Raw genomic sequence first — 17,651 nt, 5'->3', positions numbered from 1 at the left:
CGCACGCTGGCGTTAGTGAGAAATCTCCTCGAGTGCAATACCACGGGTACGCGGTCCCATCAGGCCGATGGCCAGCATCACCATCGCCATCGCCCCGGCGATAAACACGAACACGCCAACCGTCCCAAACTCCCGGAGAACTCCCGCGATCAGAAAGGCTGTGAAGATCGCCGAGAAGCGGCTCCACGAATAGACAAAGCCAACCGCACGCGCACGAATACTGGTCGGGAAAAGCTCCGACTGATACGCATGGAAGCTATACGACATGATGTTGTTCGCGAGCGTCAGACAGATGCCGAGGCTCACGAGTAGCACCGCGTTCGCAACCTGACTGAACCACAGGCCACACACGATGTTCGCCCCGGCCATTAACACGATCACCGTCTTGCGCTCGAGACGATCGGCGATGAAGAGGCCGATCAACGGCCCGACGGGAGCGGCGAGCGCGATCAGCGTCGAGTACATCAGGCTCGTCGTGACGGTGATGCCCTGCTTGATCAGCAGCGTCGGCACCCAGTTGGCGAAGCCGTAGAACCCGACGGTCTGGAATACGTTGAAGATCACCAGCATCAGTGTGCGGTTGCGGTACGGCGGTACCCACATATCCGCGAAGCGCCCCTGCGCAAGTACCGGCACGGCAGCGGCAGGCGGCGGCAGCGGACGCCCCGATTCCGCTTCGACCTTTGCTTCGAGCGCGCACATCACGCGGTCCGCTTCATCGAGCCGACCCTGTTGTGCGAGCCAGCGCGGGCTTTCCGGCAGCGCCCGGCGAATCCACCAGACGAACAGCGCGCCATGCGCGCCGATCAGCACGACCCAGCGCCAACCGTCGATTCCGAACGGCGCATGCGGCACCAGCAGATAAGAGAGAAACGCGACCACCGGTACCGACAGGAAGCCGACGGCCTGCTCACAGGCAAACGCGCGACCGCGAACGTGCTTGGGCACGAGCTCGGAGATGTAGGTGCCGATCGTGACGAGTTCGACGCCGATCCCGACGCCCGCGACGAAGCGCCAGAAGTTGAGACCGGTGGCGGTTTCCTGAAACGCCATCACGACATTCGCGACGGTGTACCACAGCAGTGAATACGTGAAGATCGCGCGCCGGCCGAAGCGGTCGGCGAGAAAGCCGCACGCGATGGTGCCGATGAACAGCCCCGCAAACAACGCCGCGATAAAACTTGCTACGCCGGTGGTGCCGAACAGACCCTGTGTCGTCGGAGTGAGCAGGCCGCTCTTCACGAGACCTGGTGCGACATAGCCGGTATAGAGCAGGTCATACAGTTCGAAAAAAAACCCGAGGCTTAGCAGCACGACGAGCTTCCAGATCGAACGTGTGGCGGGCAGGCGATCGAGGCGGGCGGAGATGGTGCCGGGGTCGATGGGGGGCGCAGCGGAGTGCGGTTGAGCGGGTGATGTCACGACGGTCTCCTGGGTGGGCCGGTCTTGCGCTCGCGGTCTCAATGCGCGCGGGCGACGGTGCCGGATGTGGGTCTGGTCAGCATTCTAGCTGGAGTCGCGTTGGGGTTTTCATATCGCTTTTAGTCCTGATCCGATAGGGCGGTCTAAAGCGCGCAGATAGACTTTCGCTTTCTTCAAAACTGGCAGACGGACATGGCTGACCAACAAGCGACATCACTGCCCGAATTCTCCGCCCTCAGCGTGATGACTTTGGTGTCCGACCCGGTTCGCGCGCAAAAACTGTTCTCGATTCTGGGGAACATGGGCGTCGAACGCTTTGAAAATGCGTCGTCGCTGGCGGATGCCATTTCTCGCTTGAGTGAGTCGACGTTCGACATCATCGTGGCCGATCTTGACTCGGACGATCACAGTGCGTTGCTCCTGCCCGAGACGCTCAGGGCAAACACCCGTCTTCCTGCCCACCAGCGCCCGCGGGTCCTGTGGTGGGGCGAATACTCGCCTGCCGTTGCGCGGCCACGTCGAAGCGCCTGGCTTGGACGAAACGCGGTGGTCAACGACCGGGAGTTTGCTCGCGTAGGGGGAATCGATCTGAGCGCCCTGGAGTGCCATGCCAGCCTCGCAAGGCGGACGGGTTTGCAGGTCGAGATTACCCGTAGCGGCGGTCCATTGGGTCTGCATGATGCGCTCACTGCGCTGACCCGGCAGCACACGGTCAAGGCCGACAATTGCATTGACATCGAATCGCTAACTGACGAAGAAGTCGTCAGGGCGGTGATATCCGGCGATGGTCTGTATGTGGAGTTCCAGCCGCAGCACGACCTGCAAACACGCGACATTGTCGGGGCCGAAGTGCTGGCAGGCTGGCGGCACCCTACGTTGGGCGATATCCCTTCGACACAGCTTTTCCCGGTTGTTCGGCGCCTTGGCCTGGATTTGCTGCTGTTCGGTTTCATGAGAAACCGCGTGGTCAGCGTGCTTCATGAGTTGCGTGCCCGGCGTGCCGAGGTGCCTATGGCCGTTGGTATCTCATCGCAGGCAATCTGTACGCCCGAATTTGTCCAGCGACTGACCAGCAGCATGCACGGCGCGAACCTGTCGCCCGGTTTGCTGAAGATCGAGTTGATCGATGACGCGCATACGGTCGATGACCTCACCCTGTCGACGGCTCTGAATACGCTGCGTGCGTGTGGGTTCATCGTGTCGCTGAACGGTTTTGGAGTGAGGCCTGCTGCTCTCGAGCGGGTTGCCAGGATGCCATTCGACGAGATCAAGATCGACGCCTCATTTGTGCGCGACATCGAAAATCTCGTGACTTGCCGGGGGATCGTGGCGGCCGCGATTGATCTTGCGCGGCTTCTGGACGTGGGCATCGTAGCGGAAGGAATCGAGAGCGAAGGTTGCATGACCTTGCTGCGTCGATTGGGATGCCGGGTGGGACAAGGGAATGCATTCTCTGCCCCGATGTCTGCTCACGATTTTGTGAAGCATGTGATTGACTCCAGGGCGAATTAGAACCTGAAAGTTGTCAGGCTTCGCATTGCATGGTCATCGCCCGCAATGCGTGTGTGGTGCCGTGCCGCGAATCGGCGCGATAGATATCAGACCTTCAATCGCGCCGTCCTTGCAGCCCAGGGTTACGAGTGCGGCGTTCCAGATTTTCCACTTCCACTGCGCATTCCGCTTCGTGTTACCGGGCGACTTCCGCAATGCCACCGGGCTGACCGGTACAGGTCACGCAGGATCCTGGAGTTTCTAACAGGCTCATCTCACTTTTGGGAGTGATCCTATTTCCGGCGTGAGTGGTGCTCGGTAAATTTCTGCTTGCGGCTGGATGAGATCGGAGTCGCTCCGCTGTTTTGTCAGTCCGGTGGTAACGAAATACGACCCGGGCGATTCGTTAGCTGGATTCCCTGCTGGATGAACTTAAGTGTGAATGGCGCGCTGGTTCAGGCATGCGCCGATTACAAGTGCTTCGTGCCAAAGAAACGAAGTAACGATGACGTACGCCACCGCGATCACTCATCGCGGTGGCTTTGCAAGAGCGAAGGCGTAGAGCGCGCTCCGTCAACACAGGAAATGCAGAGTCGCACGTGAAGCGTACTTCAACAGCCTGTTGAGTACTTCGACTGGACACGATGCGACGAGAAGGAAAAGACCGCGCCGAGGGTATCGCGATTTTTAGATCGATAGATTGACACGCGATCTGGGCGCCCGAAAGGATATTCACCATCTAGGAGTGGAAATGAATCGAGCATATCGAAGCGTATGGAATGAATCGCTTGGCGCCTGGACTGCCGTGTCGGAAATTGCTTCGGCGAGAGGCAAGCCGAATAAGTCTGCGATTGTTCAGGCCGTGACGGCTGCGGTGTTGATTTTTGGGGGGTATGCGGGTACTGCGGAGGCTCAATACAAGGCGGGGAACGGGTTTGCTCCGGATGCTGCGACTGGTGCGATTGCCATTGGATGCGAGCCGTCAACCTCGACGAATGTCTCGTCGACAACAGCGTCTGGAGTAAACTCGACTGCCATAGGAGTCGGTGCGACAGCGTCCGGAACTCAGGCAACTGCCCTCGGAAACGGTGCGAGAGCGCTCGCCAATAATACGACTGCCCTTGGAACCGGTGCGACAGCGTCGCAAGAATTCACGACTGCCATCGGATCCGGGGCGAGCGCGCTGGGAACCAGCTCAACTGCCCTCGGAGCTTCGGCGAAAGCGCTCGGTTCCAACTCGACTGCCCTCGGAGTCTTGGCGACAGCGTCCGAAAGCCAGTCGACTGCCCTTGGATCTTTGGCGAGAGCGCTCGGAACTCAGTCTACTGCCCTCGGATCTGGGGCGTGGGCGGGAGAGGGATCTTCGCTGGCGTTGGGCGCCAACGCGTCTGCCTCGACGCTCAACTCCGTAGCGCTCGGTAGCAACTCGCTCACTGCGGCGGCCATTGCCACTGCGAGCGGAGTGGTTGGAGGGCAGAACTACGACTTCGCCGGAGGTGCGCCGACGGGCGTGGTATCGGTCGGCGCCACGGGCACCGAACGCCAGATCACAAACGTGGCCGCGGGCCGGATCACGACAGGTAGCACCGATGCGGTCAATGGCTCGCAGCTGTTTGCGACCAGTACGGCGGTCAACTTGCTGTCGACTGGACTGGACACCACCAACAGCAACGTGGCTTCGCTGTCTACGTCAACTTCTACAGGCATCAGCACCGCGCAAAGCGGTGTCAACTCACTGTCGACTGGCCTTAGCTCGCTGTCGACCTCCGCCTCCACCGGTATTAGCACCGCCCAAAGCGGTGTCAATTCACTGTCGACGGGTCTGGACACGACTAACAGCAATGTTGCTTCGTTGTCGACGACGACGTCGACTGGCCTCAGCTCACTGTCGACCGGACTCGACACGACCAATAGCAATGTTGCTTCGTTGTCGACGACGACCTCGACCGGCCTCAGCTCACTGTCGACCGGTCTGGACACGACCAACAGCAATGTGGCGTCGTTGTCGACGACGACATCGACTGGCCTCAGCTCACTGTCGACGGGTCTGGACACGACCAACAGCAATGTTGCTTCGTTGTCGACGACGACCTCGACCGGCCTCAGCTCACTGTCGACGGGGCTGGATACGACCAACAGCAATGTGGCTTCGTTGTCGACGACGACCTCGACCGGCCTTAGCTCACTGTCGACGGGGCTGGATACGACCAACAGCAATGTGGCTTCGTTGTCGACGACGACCTCGACCGGCCTTAGCTCACTGTCGACGGGGCTGGATACGACCAACAGCAATGTGGCTTCGTTGTCGACGACGACCTCGACTGGCCTCAACTCACTGTCGACGGGTCTGGACACGACCAACAGTAACGTCGCGTCGCTGTCGACCTCGGCCTCCACCGGTATCAGTACCGCGCAAAGCGGTGTCAACTCACTGTCGACTGGCCTGTCGGAGACCAATAGCAATCTTGCCTCGCTGTCGACGGGCGTTGCCAACTCGACAGCAGGGCTTAGCTCACTATCGACCAGCCTGGACACCACCAACAGCAATGTCGCATCGCTGTCGACGGGTGTAGCCAACTCCGTCCAGTATGACGACGCGGACCATACCAAGGTTACGTTGGGTGGCACCAGTTCCACGGCACCCGTGGTCCTGACCAATGTGGCCGATGGTGTCAATGCAACTGATGCGGTTAACTATCAGCAATTGACGTCGCTATCTACCTCGACTTCCACCGGTATCAGCACCGCGCAAAGCGGTGTCAACTCGCTGTCGACCGGCCTGTCGGAGACCAATAGCAATGTCGCCTCGCTGTCCACCTCGACGTTGGCAGGGCTCGGCTCACTGTCGACGGGTCTGGACACGACCAACAGCAACGTGGCTTCGCTGTCGACGACGACATCGACTGGCCTCAACTCGCTATCGACTGGACTGGACACGACCAACAGCAATGTCGCATCGCTGTCGACGACGACGTCGACCGGCCTCAGCTCGCTGTCGACGGGTCTGGATACGACCAACAGCAATGTTGCATCGCTGTCGACGACGACCTCGACTGGCCTCAGCTCACTATCGACGGGTCTGGACACGACCAACAGCAATGTCACATCGCTGTCGACGACGACGTCGGCTGGCCTTAGTTCACTGTCGACGGGTCTGGATACGACCAACAGCAATGTGGCTTCGTTGTCGACGACGACCTCGACTGGCCTCAACTCGCTGTCGACGGGTCTGGATACGACCAACAGCAATGTGGCTTCGTTGTCGACGACGACGTCGACCGGTCTCAGCTCGCTGTCGACTGGACTGGACACGACCAACAGCAATGTGGCTTCGCTGTCGACGACGACGTCGACCGGCCTCAGCTCGCTGTCGACTGGACTGGACACGACCAACAGCAACGTGGCTTCGCTGTCGACGACGACGTCGACCGGCCTCAGCTCGCTGTCGACGGGTCTGGACACGACTAACAGCAATGTGGCTTCGCTGTCGACGACGACGTCGACCGGCCTCAGCTCGCTGTCGACGGGTCTGGACACGACTAACAGCAATGTGGCTTCGCTGTCGACAACGACCTCGACTGGCCTCAGCTCGCTGTCGACTGGACTGGACACGACCAACAGCAACGTGGCTTCGCTGTCGACGACGACGTCGACCGGCCTCAGCTCGCTGTCGACGGGTCTGGACACGACTAACAGCAATGTCGCTTCGTTGTCGACGACGACGTCGACCGGCCTCAGCTCGCTGTCGACGGGTCTGGACACGACCAACAGCAATGTGGCTTCGCTGTCGACAACGACCTCGACTGGCCTCAGCTCGCTGTCGACGGGTCTGGACACGACCAACAGCAATGTGGCTTCGCTGTCGACGACGACCTCGACTGGCCTCAGCTCGCTGTCGACCGGACTGGACACGACCAACAGCAATGTTGCTTCGCTGTCGACGACGACATCGACTGGCCTCAGCTCGCTATCGACTGGACTGGACACGACCAACAGCAACGTGGCTTCGCTGTCGACAACGACGTCGACCGGCCTCAGCTCACTGTCGACGGGTCTGGACACAACCAACAACAACGTCGCATCGCTGTCGACAGGTCTGGATACCACCAACAACAATGTCGCATCGTTGTCCACCACGACCTCGACCGGACTCGGTTCACTGTCGACGGGTTTGAACACGACCAACAACAACGTGGCATCGCTGTCGACAGGTCTGGACACAGCCAACAGCAATGTCGCCGCACTTTCCACCTCGGCGTCGACGGGCCTCAGCTCACTGTCGACCAGCCTGGACAGCACGAACAGCAACATGGCATCGCTGTCTACCTCGGCATCCACAGGTATCAGTAACGTAAAAAGCGATGTCGATTCGCTAACAACAGAACTGTCGACGACCAACAGCAACGTAGCGTCGCTGTCGACGGGCCTGGACGCCACCAACAGCGAAGTCGCTTCCCTGTCCACCTCGACATCGGCGGGACTCGACTCGTTGACGACCGCCCTGAGCAACACCAGTAACGATGTCGCTGCGCTGTCGAAGAATCTTTCCAGTAACAACGAGAAGCTCGGCAATTCGACAGGAGCGAACAGCAGCACGCTCGGGCAGAACTCCGTTGCCTCGGCGCCCAATAGCACGGCGCTCGGTGAAAGCGCAAAGGCAACCGGGGCTAACAGCACGGCGATTGGTCAGAATTCGTCCGTATCGGCTAACGATGGAACCGCGATCGGCACAAACTCGTCGGTGACAGCACCAAACGCTGTCGCGTTGGGAAGTGGCTCGGTTGCCGATCAAGCCAATACCGTCTCGGTGGGGGCCCCAGGCAACGAGCGACGGGTCGCGAACGTTGCGCCTGGCGTCAATCGAACCGATGCCGTCAACATGGGGCAATTGAACGCCGTGCAGGACCACGTGAATGGCGTCGCGCGTAAAGCGTATTCGGGTGTCGCCGCCGCGACTGCGCTGGCGATGATCCCAGGAGTAGACCCAGGAAAGACGGTGTCTGTGGGAGTCGGGACCGGTGTCTACCAGGGCTACGCTGCGCTTGCCATCGGATTTACTGCTCGCGTCACGGGCAACATTAACGTGAGAGGTGGCGTGAGTTCGGGCGCAGCAGGAAGCGTGTACGGAGCAGGCGCTTCCTATCAGTGGTAAATGGCACTGCGTACATGAGCTAGGTGAGTCATGTACGCACGTATCGAAATAGCCGGAGCGGATGATGGAAAAACTGGTTGAATTGAAGCTCGAATTGAAAAAGATCGAGTTTGAAATAGATCTGGCAAGAGAACAGGAGGCAAGGTTAATTGCTGAACGTGTCGTGGCGTTGCTGGCGGAGTACGGCATCACCATCGACAACAAAACCGATGCCCCGCGACGCGCACGACGTACAGGAACCCGCGTGGCCCCGAAATACTGGAACCCAGCGACGGGTGCGACCTGGTCTGGTCGCGGGCGCGCTCCGCTCTGGATCAGCGGGGAAGACAGGAGTCAGTTCCTGCTCCCGGATGCGCAAAAACCGGAATGAACGGCGTTCGCGCCACGCAGCAGGTAAAACGACGATGAACCGATTAAATTTGCAGCCACGGTCCGCGCACCAATGAACAATCCGCCGACAAGTCCAATTGCCCCCGCTCGCGAACCGAACCTCGTGATCAACACCGCACCGCCCTATGCACTCGTGCGATCGCGCCACGGGTTCATGCTGGCTAACCGCAACGACATTTACATCGGTCAGGCGCTGATCCGCTACGGCGAATATGGTGAGATCGAGACTCAATTTCTGTCGCAGATGGTCAGAGATGCGGGTGTCGTTGTCGAAGTCGGCGCGAACATCGGATCGCACACGGTGCCGCTGGCAAAACTCGCTGCGGCTGCTGGCGCCGAGGTGATTGCATTTGAACCTCAGCCGTTTGTCTTCCAGAATCTGTGCGCCAACCTGGCATTGAACAGTATCGGCAATGTGCGTGCGTGGCCGGTCGCATGTGGCCTCGAAGCCGGAACAGTCTGGTTTCCGAGCCAGACTTACACGCAGCCAGGCAACTTCGGCGGTGTGTCGATGCAGTCCGAAGCAACATCGCCCGATCTCATGGCAGTTCCGTGCGTCCGGCTTGATGACGTGCTCGGCGACAGGGACGTTTCCCTGATCAAGCTCGACGTCGAAGGCTTTGAACTGGCAGCGCTGCAGGGTGCATGTCAGATATTGAAGCGATCCCGACCGGCGCTGTACCTCGAAAACGATCGCGTAGAGAAATCGCAAGCACTGATCGAATGGCTATGGGCGCAAGAATACCGGTTGTGGTGGCACGTATCCCCGCTATTCAATCCGAAGAATTTCCTTGGCGAGGACGAGAACGTCTATCGCAATCTGTCTTCCTTCAATATGCTCGCACTGCCTCGTGAGTCGGATATCGTCGTACAGGGATGCACGGAAGTTACTGACGCCGGGCATCATCCGCTGCGCGAGGATTAACGCGTCGTTGTAAGCAGGACCCGCATGTAAAAACACCCCTTCGAAAAGGGGTGTTCATTTCAACTACCCGCCCCACACCAGCAGGACAGACAGCGCAGCCGAGTCATCACTTGTACGTCGCGCTCAGCTTCGTAAAGTCCAGGCTGCCGAAGCCCGTGTCGTCATCCCAACCAGCCTTCGCGGCATAACCCTTGCCACCGTAACCGTTGTTACCCGAAGTCACGTCATGAGTGTTCGACGCGTCCTTCACGAAGGTCTGATAGAAACCCGACGTAGGCAAGCCCAGGCTGTTCTGGTGAGCCGATTCGACCCGCGCCCATCCCCCGACGAAAATCGGCGACGCCAGGCTCGTGCCGCCAACCTGTTGTCCCGCCTGACCGTTGATGACAATCAAGGCACCCGTCCCGGAAGCAGCATCGAACGCGACGTCCGGCACTACGCGCTTGGTGACCGTCTTGCCCAATGCGGTGGTTTGCCACGTCGGCGCCGTTTCATACTGGCTCACACCGCCGCCTGTCGCCCAGATCCGCACGGAGTCGTCCACCGGGTCGCCGAACTGGTCGGTATCGGCAAATGCCCAGCCTTCGTTCCACACGGTTTCGCCAGCCCACGTGGTCTTGTTCGTGGTCGACAGCGTCGTGCCGCCGACTGCAACCACATACGGCGAACTGGCCGGCGACGACACGCTGTACTTCGACAGATTGATGGTTGTTTTCACCGTGCTGCCATCGCTGCTGGTGCCGATGTAGCCGGGCGCGCCCTGCGGCGAAGTCGACCACTGATACACACCCGCATCTCCCGACGACACCGAGAAGATCTGACCTTGTGCAACAGCCTGCTTGAAGACCGCGTCGTCGGCGGCGAGCGAGCCGTCCGAATTCGCCGACGCTTCATCGAGCCCGAGCGAGACGTTGATAACCTTGGCCAGATTGTCGGTCACCGCCTTGTTGTAAGCGTCCGTCAACGTTGCATCGGTCAGGCCGCTATCCTGGCTGTCGCCGTTGATCGCCGAATAGAAGATCAGTTGCTTGACGCCGCCGGATGTCCCGATGATGTCCTGGCTGTCCAGATCCCATTCGCTCGGGTCGCCGTCATCAGCCAGCGTGCCTTTGCCACCTGCGACCACCTTGGTGTTGACGGTCGCCAGCTTCGCGCTCGTCGTGAAGGTTTTCAGATCGGCGATCGTCTGGGTCAGATCGCCCCAGGTGATGATGCCCACCGTGGTGTTGGTCGCAGCCGGCAGACCGGCCGCATCGTAAATCTTGGCGAAGTCGGTCGGCTGGTGCGCGACCTGACTGCCCGCAGCCGCTTTGGCCTCGGTATTCACCTCAGCATTTGCGCTCGCAAGCGCAGCATTAGCCGGCACAAAACGGCGAATCAACCGATGCGGCACGCCTGCGTTCTGCAAGCCGAGCACCGACTCCACGCTTGAACTCAACGAGGACGGAACCAGTGCCGCCGAGTCGTTGGCGAAAACCTGTTTGCCGCGGTAGTTAAAGCGCTTCAGATTCGTGTGAAAGCCGCTCTGTGCGTTATTGGCGTTGCCGTCCGCAGAAATCAGCTTGTTATTCTCGGACACCGAGATGTTCGTGAAACCGCTTGCCTTCAGATGTTCGACGACTGCCTGGACCTGAGCGTCAGTCGGCGCGTAGCGGGCCTTGAACTGCTCCGGCGTCAGATACTGCCGGTAATTCGGGCTACCGGGCTGGTTGACCTCGCGCAGGAACGTATCGAGCTGGCTGTCATTGCGGCCCTTCAGGACGACCGTAACGTGCAGGGGTTGGCTGATTTCGAGCGGCGTCACCAGAGTATTGGTGAGTTCGTTCGCTGCATCGCCGAGTGCATAACCGGTGGCCGCAGATGTGGTGCGGGCTTCCGATTGCGCTACCGCGCCGGCGGGATGTGCCGCGGGCAACAGGAAAGCACCGGTGCGGGTCGCCACCCAGCTATCCGCTGCGTGCGCGGACATCGGCACGAGGGTTGCGGCAATGGCGAGCGGCAGCAGCGCTTTGGCGAAATTTCCGGAAAATGCACTATTGATACGCACAGCTTTCTTCATTGTTTCAACTCCACGATGGTTGACGAAGAATCGACGTGCCGATCCACGGCTACGATGACGTAACGCGCATAAAAGGCATGGGAAGTACTCAATCTCAGGAATAGCAACGACAAATACCCGGCGCCTCAACTCGACATAGGCGTTCTCTCCTGTTGAATATCGATTGCGAGTTAAGAGATAAATCCTCTGATTATCAGGGTAGTGAAAAGCAATTCACTTATGCTTATATCGATTAATTTTCGTTTATCAAATTCAGATTTGCATATGCACAATGACGGGCTTGATGGGTAATCAGGTCAATGCGCAAATCAACGCGCAAGCCAATGCGAAAAGCTTTCCCGAATACCGTCTATCCGATGGCGATTCTTAATGCATTGTTCTGTGTGCAAGCCTCGCCAGCAAGTGCGGCGATTAATAAACGGATGACCGATGAAATTTGAGTGATTAAAAGATATAAGGCGAGAAACTTACTGTCAAACTTTTTTTGATGTAATTTGTAATTTGTTGAAGTTTGATGTGCATTAAATGGAAAGCATTTTGTAATTAATGCGAAATCGCTGAAATGGATATCAGGAAAGCAGGTGAATTTGTTAAATCCGTGCCGAAATGATATGCCCTGGTAATTTTGCCGGAGCTAGACAATCACCACACCGCGCGGATTCATCTCCCGCTTGAGCCAGAAGTTCGCGCCCGACACTTTCGTGTACAGATCGGGCGGGATGCAAGGCGCCCGGTCGTGATGCGCGACCTTCTGCCGGACTTTGTGCATGCCAGGCATGCCGAGTAGGGCGTCGTAATCGGGTTCGTCGTAGACGACGTTATCGAAATCGTGCGTGAAGTCCGGCTCGCCGAGTGCTTCATAGAGGCGTTGCATGGTTCTACCGGGTTCGCGCGACAGATGTTCATACGGCACGACGATCAGCCGCTTCGCATCGTTACCGAACCACGCCTCGCGCAGATTGCTCCAGGCAAGACCGATCAGACCGTTATCGGGATTCATCAGCACGTCCGAGCGCGCATAGACCGAGGCGCCAGGTTGAAGCCGGAATATCCGCGATAGCTGCAGCGGATTTTTCGCCAGCATCTGCTCGATGCTGTCGATAATCCAGGCTACGTCGCGCACGCAGCAGATCACACGCGACTGCGGATACAGCTCGCCGAGCAACGGCAAGCGACCGGTCCAGGTGCGATTGGTGTCGAATACAACCTGGTCGGACGGACTGTCAGCGTAGTAGCTGTCGAACACGCCGCGCAGCATGCGGGCGCGTTTTTCGGCGTCGAAGAAGGCACCGAACTCGGGGTCGCACATCTTTTGATGCATCGCGCCGCACAGCATGGCCACCGGGCTCGTCATGGCCGCCGTATAGCGAGGGTTCTGTCGCAGCAGCGCGCATAACAGCGTCGAGCCCGAACGCGGCAAGCCTGAGATCAGATGCAGATGCTTGACCATGACACTCTCTTCGAGACGACAACCTGACGACGCTAAACCGAGAACGCAGTCGGACCCGCGAGCACCGTATACACGTTGTCGAAGAAATAGAACACGTTGTACTGCCCGGGGGTAGACCTGCGGTCAACAGCACGGCCGAACCCACACCGCGTGGAGCGTTCGTACGCAGCAGTTCGTTGCCTGCACCCGGCATATCCGTTGCCTTGAACACACCGAACCAGTTCAACGGCCGGTGATTCCACGGCGGCGTCACGTAGTCCACCCGGAGCGTGCCGGCTGCGACAGGCTGCAACGCAAACGATGGTTTGAACAATGCCGGATTGCCGTTAGCAGGATCGGTCCTGAGCGCACCCGATTGCGCCTGCACGCCTCCAGCCACGCGCCTCAACCACGCAGTGTCGCCGGCTACACGAATGCTGACGTCATACCAGCCCGAAGAGATCGTGCTGCCATTGAGCGTGTCCGACGAACCGAGCCACGTCACCGATTGTTCAGCCCCTGCAGCGACCGTTATCGCGACTGGCTTGTTCTGGTAATAGGCGTTGTCCGTCAACTGGAAGACGCAGGCCACGGTGCTGTTGCGGTTATCGAGTGTGATCTGCAGATTGGCTCCAGCGACGTCGTAACAGACCGCGACCTCGGGCGCCTGCGCAAGTTGTCTCACGTTGTTCACGTTGCCGCGGAACTCACGCAGAAAACCGTTCGGACCATGCACGGCCCAGTCGTACACACCATCGCTGCCGATCGACACCGGTGTGGCATTGAGCGACTTGCCGGCTTCGATCGTGTAGTGATACGTGGTTTGCGCATCCGCCATCGGCATCCAGTACGCGATGAACGCGGCGCCGACTGATCCGGTATTGGCGAACGTCAACGAGAACTGTCCGCTTGCCACCTGCGCGTGGACGAAGAACTCGTAGCCGAGCCGGCATGCGGTTTGTGTCGGCGGTCCAGGCAGTGCGGGAAAGGTCTGCGGCACCGGCACGGCGGCGCTCACGGTGCCGTTCTTGAACGTCGTCGTGGTATTGAGCGTGCCCGTCGCGGCCGGTTGACTGAAGTCGAACGCCTCGGTCAGATCGCCGCACACAGCGCGGCGCCAGTCCGAGATCAACGCGCACTTGCTCGCATCCGCGGACGCCAGGCCCTTCGCCGTCAGCCATTGTTCGAGAAAGCGCAGCACGGAGCTGTGATCGGAAGTTTGCGAGCTGACCTTGCCGCCCTTCGTCCATGGCGAGACGATCAGCATCGGCACACGCGGTCCAAGGCCGACCGGAACTGAAGACATGTTTTCGGCGGCGCCCGCATCGGCCAGCGTCATCTGTCCGTAGTGCGCGCTGATCGGCGGAACGGGGGGAGGGACGTGATCGAAGTAACCGTCGTTCTCGTCGTACATCAACATGAACACGGTCTTCGAGAAAACGTCCGGGTTCTCGTTGACGAGGATGTTCAGCAGCCGCGCCGTGAACGACTCGCCATCGCCTGGTGACGCGCTTGGATGCTCCGAGAATTTCGTCGGCGCCACGATCCACGAAACGCGCGGCAGACCTGGCTTGATCGTGCCTGGAGCGGGGTTGTCGGGCTCCATACCCGCCGCGACGTCGCGTGCAAACTCTGCGACTAAAGCATCTCCAACGTTAGCCGTCGATGCCGCGAAAACGCGCCCGCGTTGATAAAGTGTCTGGAAATAGGGATCTTTCGACTTGTCGATAGTCGTCCCGGTGTTATCGATGCGGAAGTTCTTGAAGTACTGGAGATAGTTGTCGCCGAAGTTCTCGTCTTCCTGATAGAGCTTCCACGTGATGCCGCTGTCCGACAATGTTTCGGCATAGGTTTGCCAGTCCGCCACACCTGCCGCCACCGCGGTCGCTCGCGCGGCGGGGCTTTGTCCATACATGGCGGGCGTGATCTTGCTGTTGTTGTCGTCGGCGATGTCGGCGAAATAGCCACCGCTCTCGACGTTGTAGCTGTCCGGAAAGTTCATCGGCGGCGGACACGTGCCCGACCACAGATAAAACCGGTTCGGATCCGTCGCGGAAAATACCGAACAATGGTAGTCGTCGAAAATCGAGAACGCATTGGCGAGCGGGTAGTAAAAGGGCAACTCGTTGGCGGTCAGAAAGCCCATCGATTGCCGGCTTTTCGTCGGTACCCATGTGTCCCAGTTCTTCCACGTGTCCTGCGATTGCTTCCAGCTGTGATTCAGGTCGTTCATATACTGGAAGGCGACATTGCCCGTCTTGTTCAACGCGAACGGCAACACGTATTCGCTGGACTGTATGGTGCGGTTGGTCTGATACCAACCCGAAGGGGTCGTCCACAGCGACACATCGACATGGGCCGAGAACGACAGCGAGCCCGGATTGGTTCCTTCCGCCTGGTACCACACATAGTTGCCGCTCGGAATCGACGTGGGGCGTGGATCGCCATAGCCACGCACCCCTTTCATCGCGCCGTAGTAGTGGTCGAACGAGCGGTTCTCCTGCATGAAGATGACAACGTGCTCGATGTCGGCGAGACCCGGCGTTCCGGTCGGATTGCTGGCCGGGACTGCCAGAGCATTCTCGATCAGTCGAGGCCAGAACGAACCCGCTGCAACCGAACCCAGCGTGGCGGCACCGAGGCGAAGGAAGTTGCGTCTGTCTTTAGAGGTCATCGCTGTCGTCAGGTAAGAGGTGTCATGACTGCCGGCAGGACACGCCGGCAGCCGTCATGCCGTGCGCCGCCGATGCGCTACGCGGCAGCGGGATCGCTGCTCAGTTCGCTGCCGCTTTCCAGGCGTCCGGCGAAGCGGCGCAGGAACGTGGGCTGTACGTCGACCGTGACGCTGAAGTCGTACCAGTTCTGGCTTGCCGAAACGGGCCAGTCGGTACCCGCGGTGCTGCCGGCGGCCACCGTGAAAGTCCATGGTCCATCGGTGCGATACGCGTTCGATGTGACGGTGAACGTGCAGGGTCCCTGGCCGCTGTTCATCAGCGTCAGATACACGGCGCTATTGGCCACGTCGTAGCAGACGCGGATCTCGGGGTTCGCCGCGTTCACCGCGGCAGTCGCCGCCACGTCGCCGGCAAACGCACGCAGGAAGCCGTTCGCGCCGTGCAAGGCGATGCCGTACTTCGTGCCGGTCAGTGCGGTACCGCTCCAGCTATCGGAAAGCTGTGCGCCGGCATCGACTGCATAGCGACGCGGCGGATTGGTCGGCGTCGCGAGGTCGTATGCCGAGAATGCTGCTCCAACGCTGCCGCCGTTGGCGACGATCAACCAGAACGTCGAACTTGCCGGGTCGACACGTGCGCTTGCGTGGAACTCATACGGCAATGCACGTGAAGGACGTGTGCCCGGTTCCTGTCTCGGCATCGACTGGACTGTCGGCACCGTGGGGTAGGGCAGCGTGCTGCATTGCAGGTTGGCCTGCGCGACGTACTCGCTGGTATCCGGAATCGATGCTTTGGGCCACACCGCATCCGGATTCTTGAAGTTGAAGGCCGAGGTCAGATCGCCGCAGATCGCGCGACGCCACGGGCTGATGTTGGGACAGTGAACGCCGAAGCGCTGCTCGATAAACTGGATCACCGAGGTGTGATCGAATACCTGCGAACAGACATACCCGCCTTTCGACCACGGCGAGATCATCATCATCGGCACGCGGAAGCCGAGGCCGATCGGTTTGCCGGCATAGAGTTCGCCCGTCGTGGACATCGTCGCCTGTGCGGCCGATGCGGGTGGCGTGGGCGGCGGATCGTGATCGAAGAAACCGCCTTGTTCGTCGTAGTTCAGCAGGAAGACGGTTTTCGACCACACGTCCGGGTTGGAGACGAGTGCGGTCAACAGGCGCGCGGTGAGATCTTCGCCGGCTGCGGGGTGATAGTCGGGATGCTCCGACAGCGCGGCCGGCGCGACGATCCACGACACTTGCGGCAACGTACCGGCGGCAACGTCTGCCGCGAGCGCCTGGGCGAGATCGTTCACGACGGCGATGCCCTTCTGGTACAGCGGGCTCGTGGTCGGCGCCGTCTTGAAGCTCTGGAACCAGGCGAAGCCGTTATCGTCGAAGTTGTCCGACTGCTGGTACACCTTCCAGCTGATATTCGCCGCCTCGAGTGTTTCGGCAACCGTGGGCCAACTGAAGCCGGGCGTCGGCTCGGTGTTGTCGAGCGTCGGGTGCTGACCGACGGACAACCCATTGCTGCCGCTAAACAGATGCAGACGGTTCGGATTGGTCTGCGTGAGCGTTGAACAGTGATACTGATCGCAGATCGTGAATGCATCGGCGAGCGAGTAGTAGAACGGCAAGTCAGCGCGCGTGTAGTAGCTCATTCCGAGCACCGGGCTGCGCGCGGTATTCCACGCGTTATACAGCCCGTTGTTCCACATCGCGATGTCGGTGGGGTAGTCCATCGTCGCGGCTTCTTCGCAGGTCGCGCTGGTGGTCGACGTGTCGACATGAAACGGCAACATGTAGCCGCCGTTGCTCGTCGGTTGCTTCCACACCGGGTCGCCGTTCGGCAGCGTGATCGCCATCCGGTCGTTGAAGCCACGCACACCGCGCAACGAGCCGTAGTAATGATCGAACGCGCGGTTCTCCTGCATGAACACGATGATGTGCTGCACGTCGTTGAGCGTGCCGGTCGTGTTCGATGCGGGTGTCGCCAACGCGTCACGGATCACGGCGGGCATCATCGAAGCCGCGGCTGTCGCGCCGAGCGAGCCTGCGGCGAACTTCAGAAAGTTACGTCTTGGATTCGAAACCATCGGAGCACCTTGT

The 17,651-nt window shown here is 59.7% G+C and carries 8 protein-coding genes and 1 pseudogene; 4 read left to right on the top strand and 5 right to left on the bottom strand.

The annotated features are described in order from the left end of the window. Positions 1-12: 12 nt before the first annotated feature. Positions 13-1,422, bottom strand: coding sequence for an MFS transporter (locus tag FNZ07_RS01425; RefSeq protein ID WP_091007417.1), 1,410 nt, complete (start codon positions 1,420-1,422; stop codon positions 13-15). A 192-nt stretch (positions 1,423-1,614) separates the two neighbouring features. On the opposite strand from FNZ07_RS01425, the gene FNZ07_RS01420 reads away from it, so the two are divergent. The 4 genes from FNZ07_RS01420 (at position 1,615) to FNZ07_RS01405 (ending at position 9,380) form a co-directional block, all read left to right on the top strand. Beyond that, positions 1,615-2,934, top strand: a complete 1,320-nt coding sequence (locus FNZ07_RS01420) for an EAL domain-containing response regulator (RefSeq protein WP_091007415.1) — start codon at positions 1,615-1,617, stop codon at positions 2,932-2,934. Between the two features lie 724 nt (positions 2,935-3,658). Continuing rightward, positions 3,659-8,065 carry a YadA-like family protein gene (locus FNZ07_RS01415; protein ID WP_407670577.1) on the top strand — a complete coding sequence of 1,469 codons (4,407 nt, stop codon included), beginning with the start codon at positions 3,659-3,661 and terminating at the stop codon, positions 8,063-8,065. A gap of 64 nt (positions 8,066-8,129) precedes the next feature. Further along, positions 8,130-8,435: an H-NS histone family protein gene (locus FNZ07_RS01410; RefSeq protein ID WP_091008830.1), complete on the top strand. Its 306-nt coding sequence runs from the start codon at positions 8,130-8,132 to the stop codon at positions 8,433-8,435. 72 nt (positions 8,436-8,507) lie between these two features. Further along, positions 8,508-9,380 carry an FkbM family methyltransferase gene (locus FNZ07_RS01405; protein WP_211367847.1) on the top strand — a complete coding sequence of 291 codons (873 nt, stop codon included), beginning with the start codon at positions 8,508-8,510 and terminating at the stop codon, positions 9,378-9,380. Between the two features lie 106 nt (positions 9,381-9,486). Here FNZ07_RS01405 and FNZ07_RS01400 read toward each other — a convergent pair whose 3' ends face one another. The 4 genes and pseudogenes from FNZ07_RS01400 to FNZ07_RS01385 form a co-directional block, all read right to left on the bottom strand. Then, positions 9,487-11,439, bottom strand: coding sequence for a S53 family peptidase (locus tag FNZ07_RS01400; protein ID WP_091007412.1), 1,953 nt, complete (start codon positions 11,437-11,439; stop codon positions 9,487-9,489). Positions 11,440-12,073: 634 nt separating this feature from the next. Next, positions 12,074-12,889: a sulfotransferase family protein gene (locus FNZ07_RS01395; protein WP_091007410.1), complete on the bottom strand. Its 816-nt coding sequence runs from the start codon at positions 12,887-12,889 to the stop codon at positions 12,074-12,076. Positions 12,890-13,229: 340 nt separating this feature from the next. After that, positions 13,230-15,542 (bottom strand): annotated as a pseudogene (locus FNZ07_RS01390) (phosphocholine-specific phospholipase C); the annotation flags it as partial. Between the two features lie 77 nt (positions 15,543-15,619). Continuing rightward, a complete protein-coding gene (locus tag FNZ07_RS01385; protein ID WP_091007404.1) occupies positions 15,620-17,638 on the bottom strand; it encodes a phosphocholine-specific phospholipase C in 2,019 nt (672 codons plus the stop codon). Positions 17,639-17,651: the final 13 nt, after the last annotated feature.

The organism is Paraburkholderia megapolitana (genome assembly GCF_007556815.1).
GTDB classification, from domain to species: domain Bacteria; phylum Pseudomonadota; class Gammaproteobacteria; order Burkholderiales; family Burkholderiaceae; genus Paraburkholderia; species Paraburkholderia megapolitana.
Note: the sequence above shows the minus strand (reverse complement) of the source record. Positions and strands in the feature narration are given on the sequence as shown.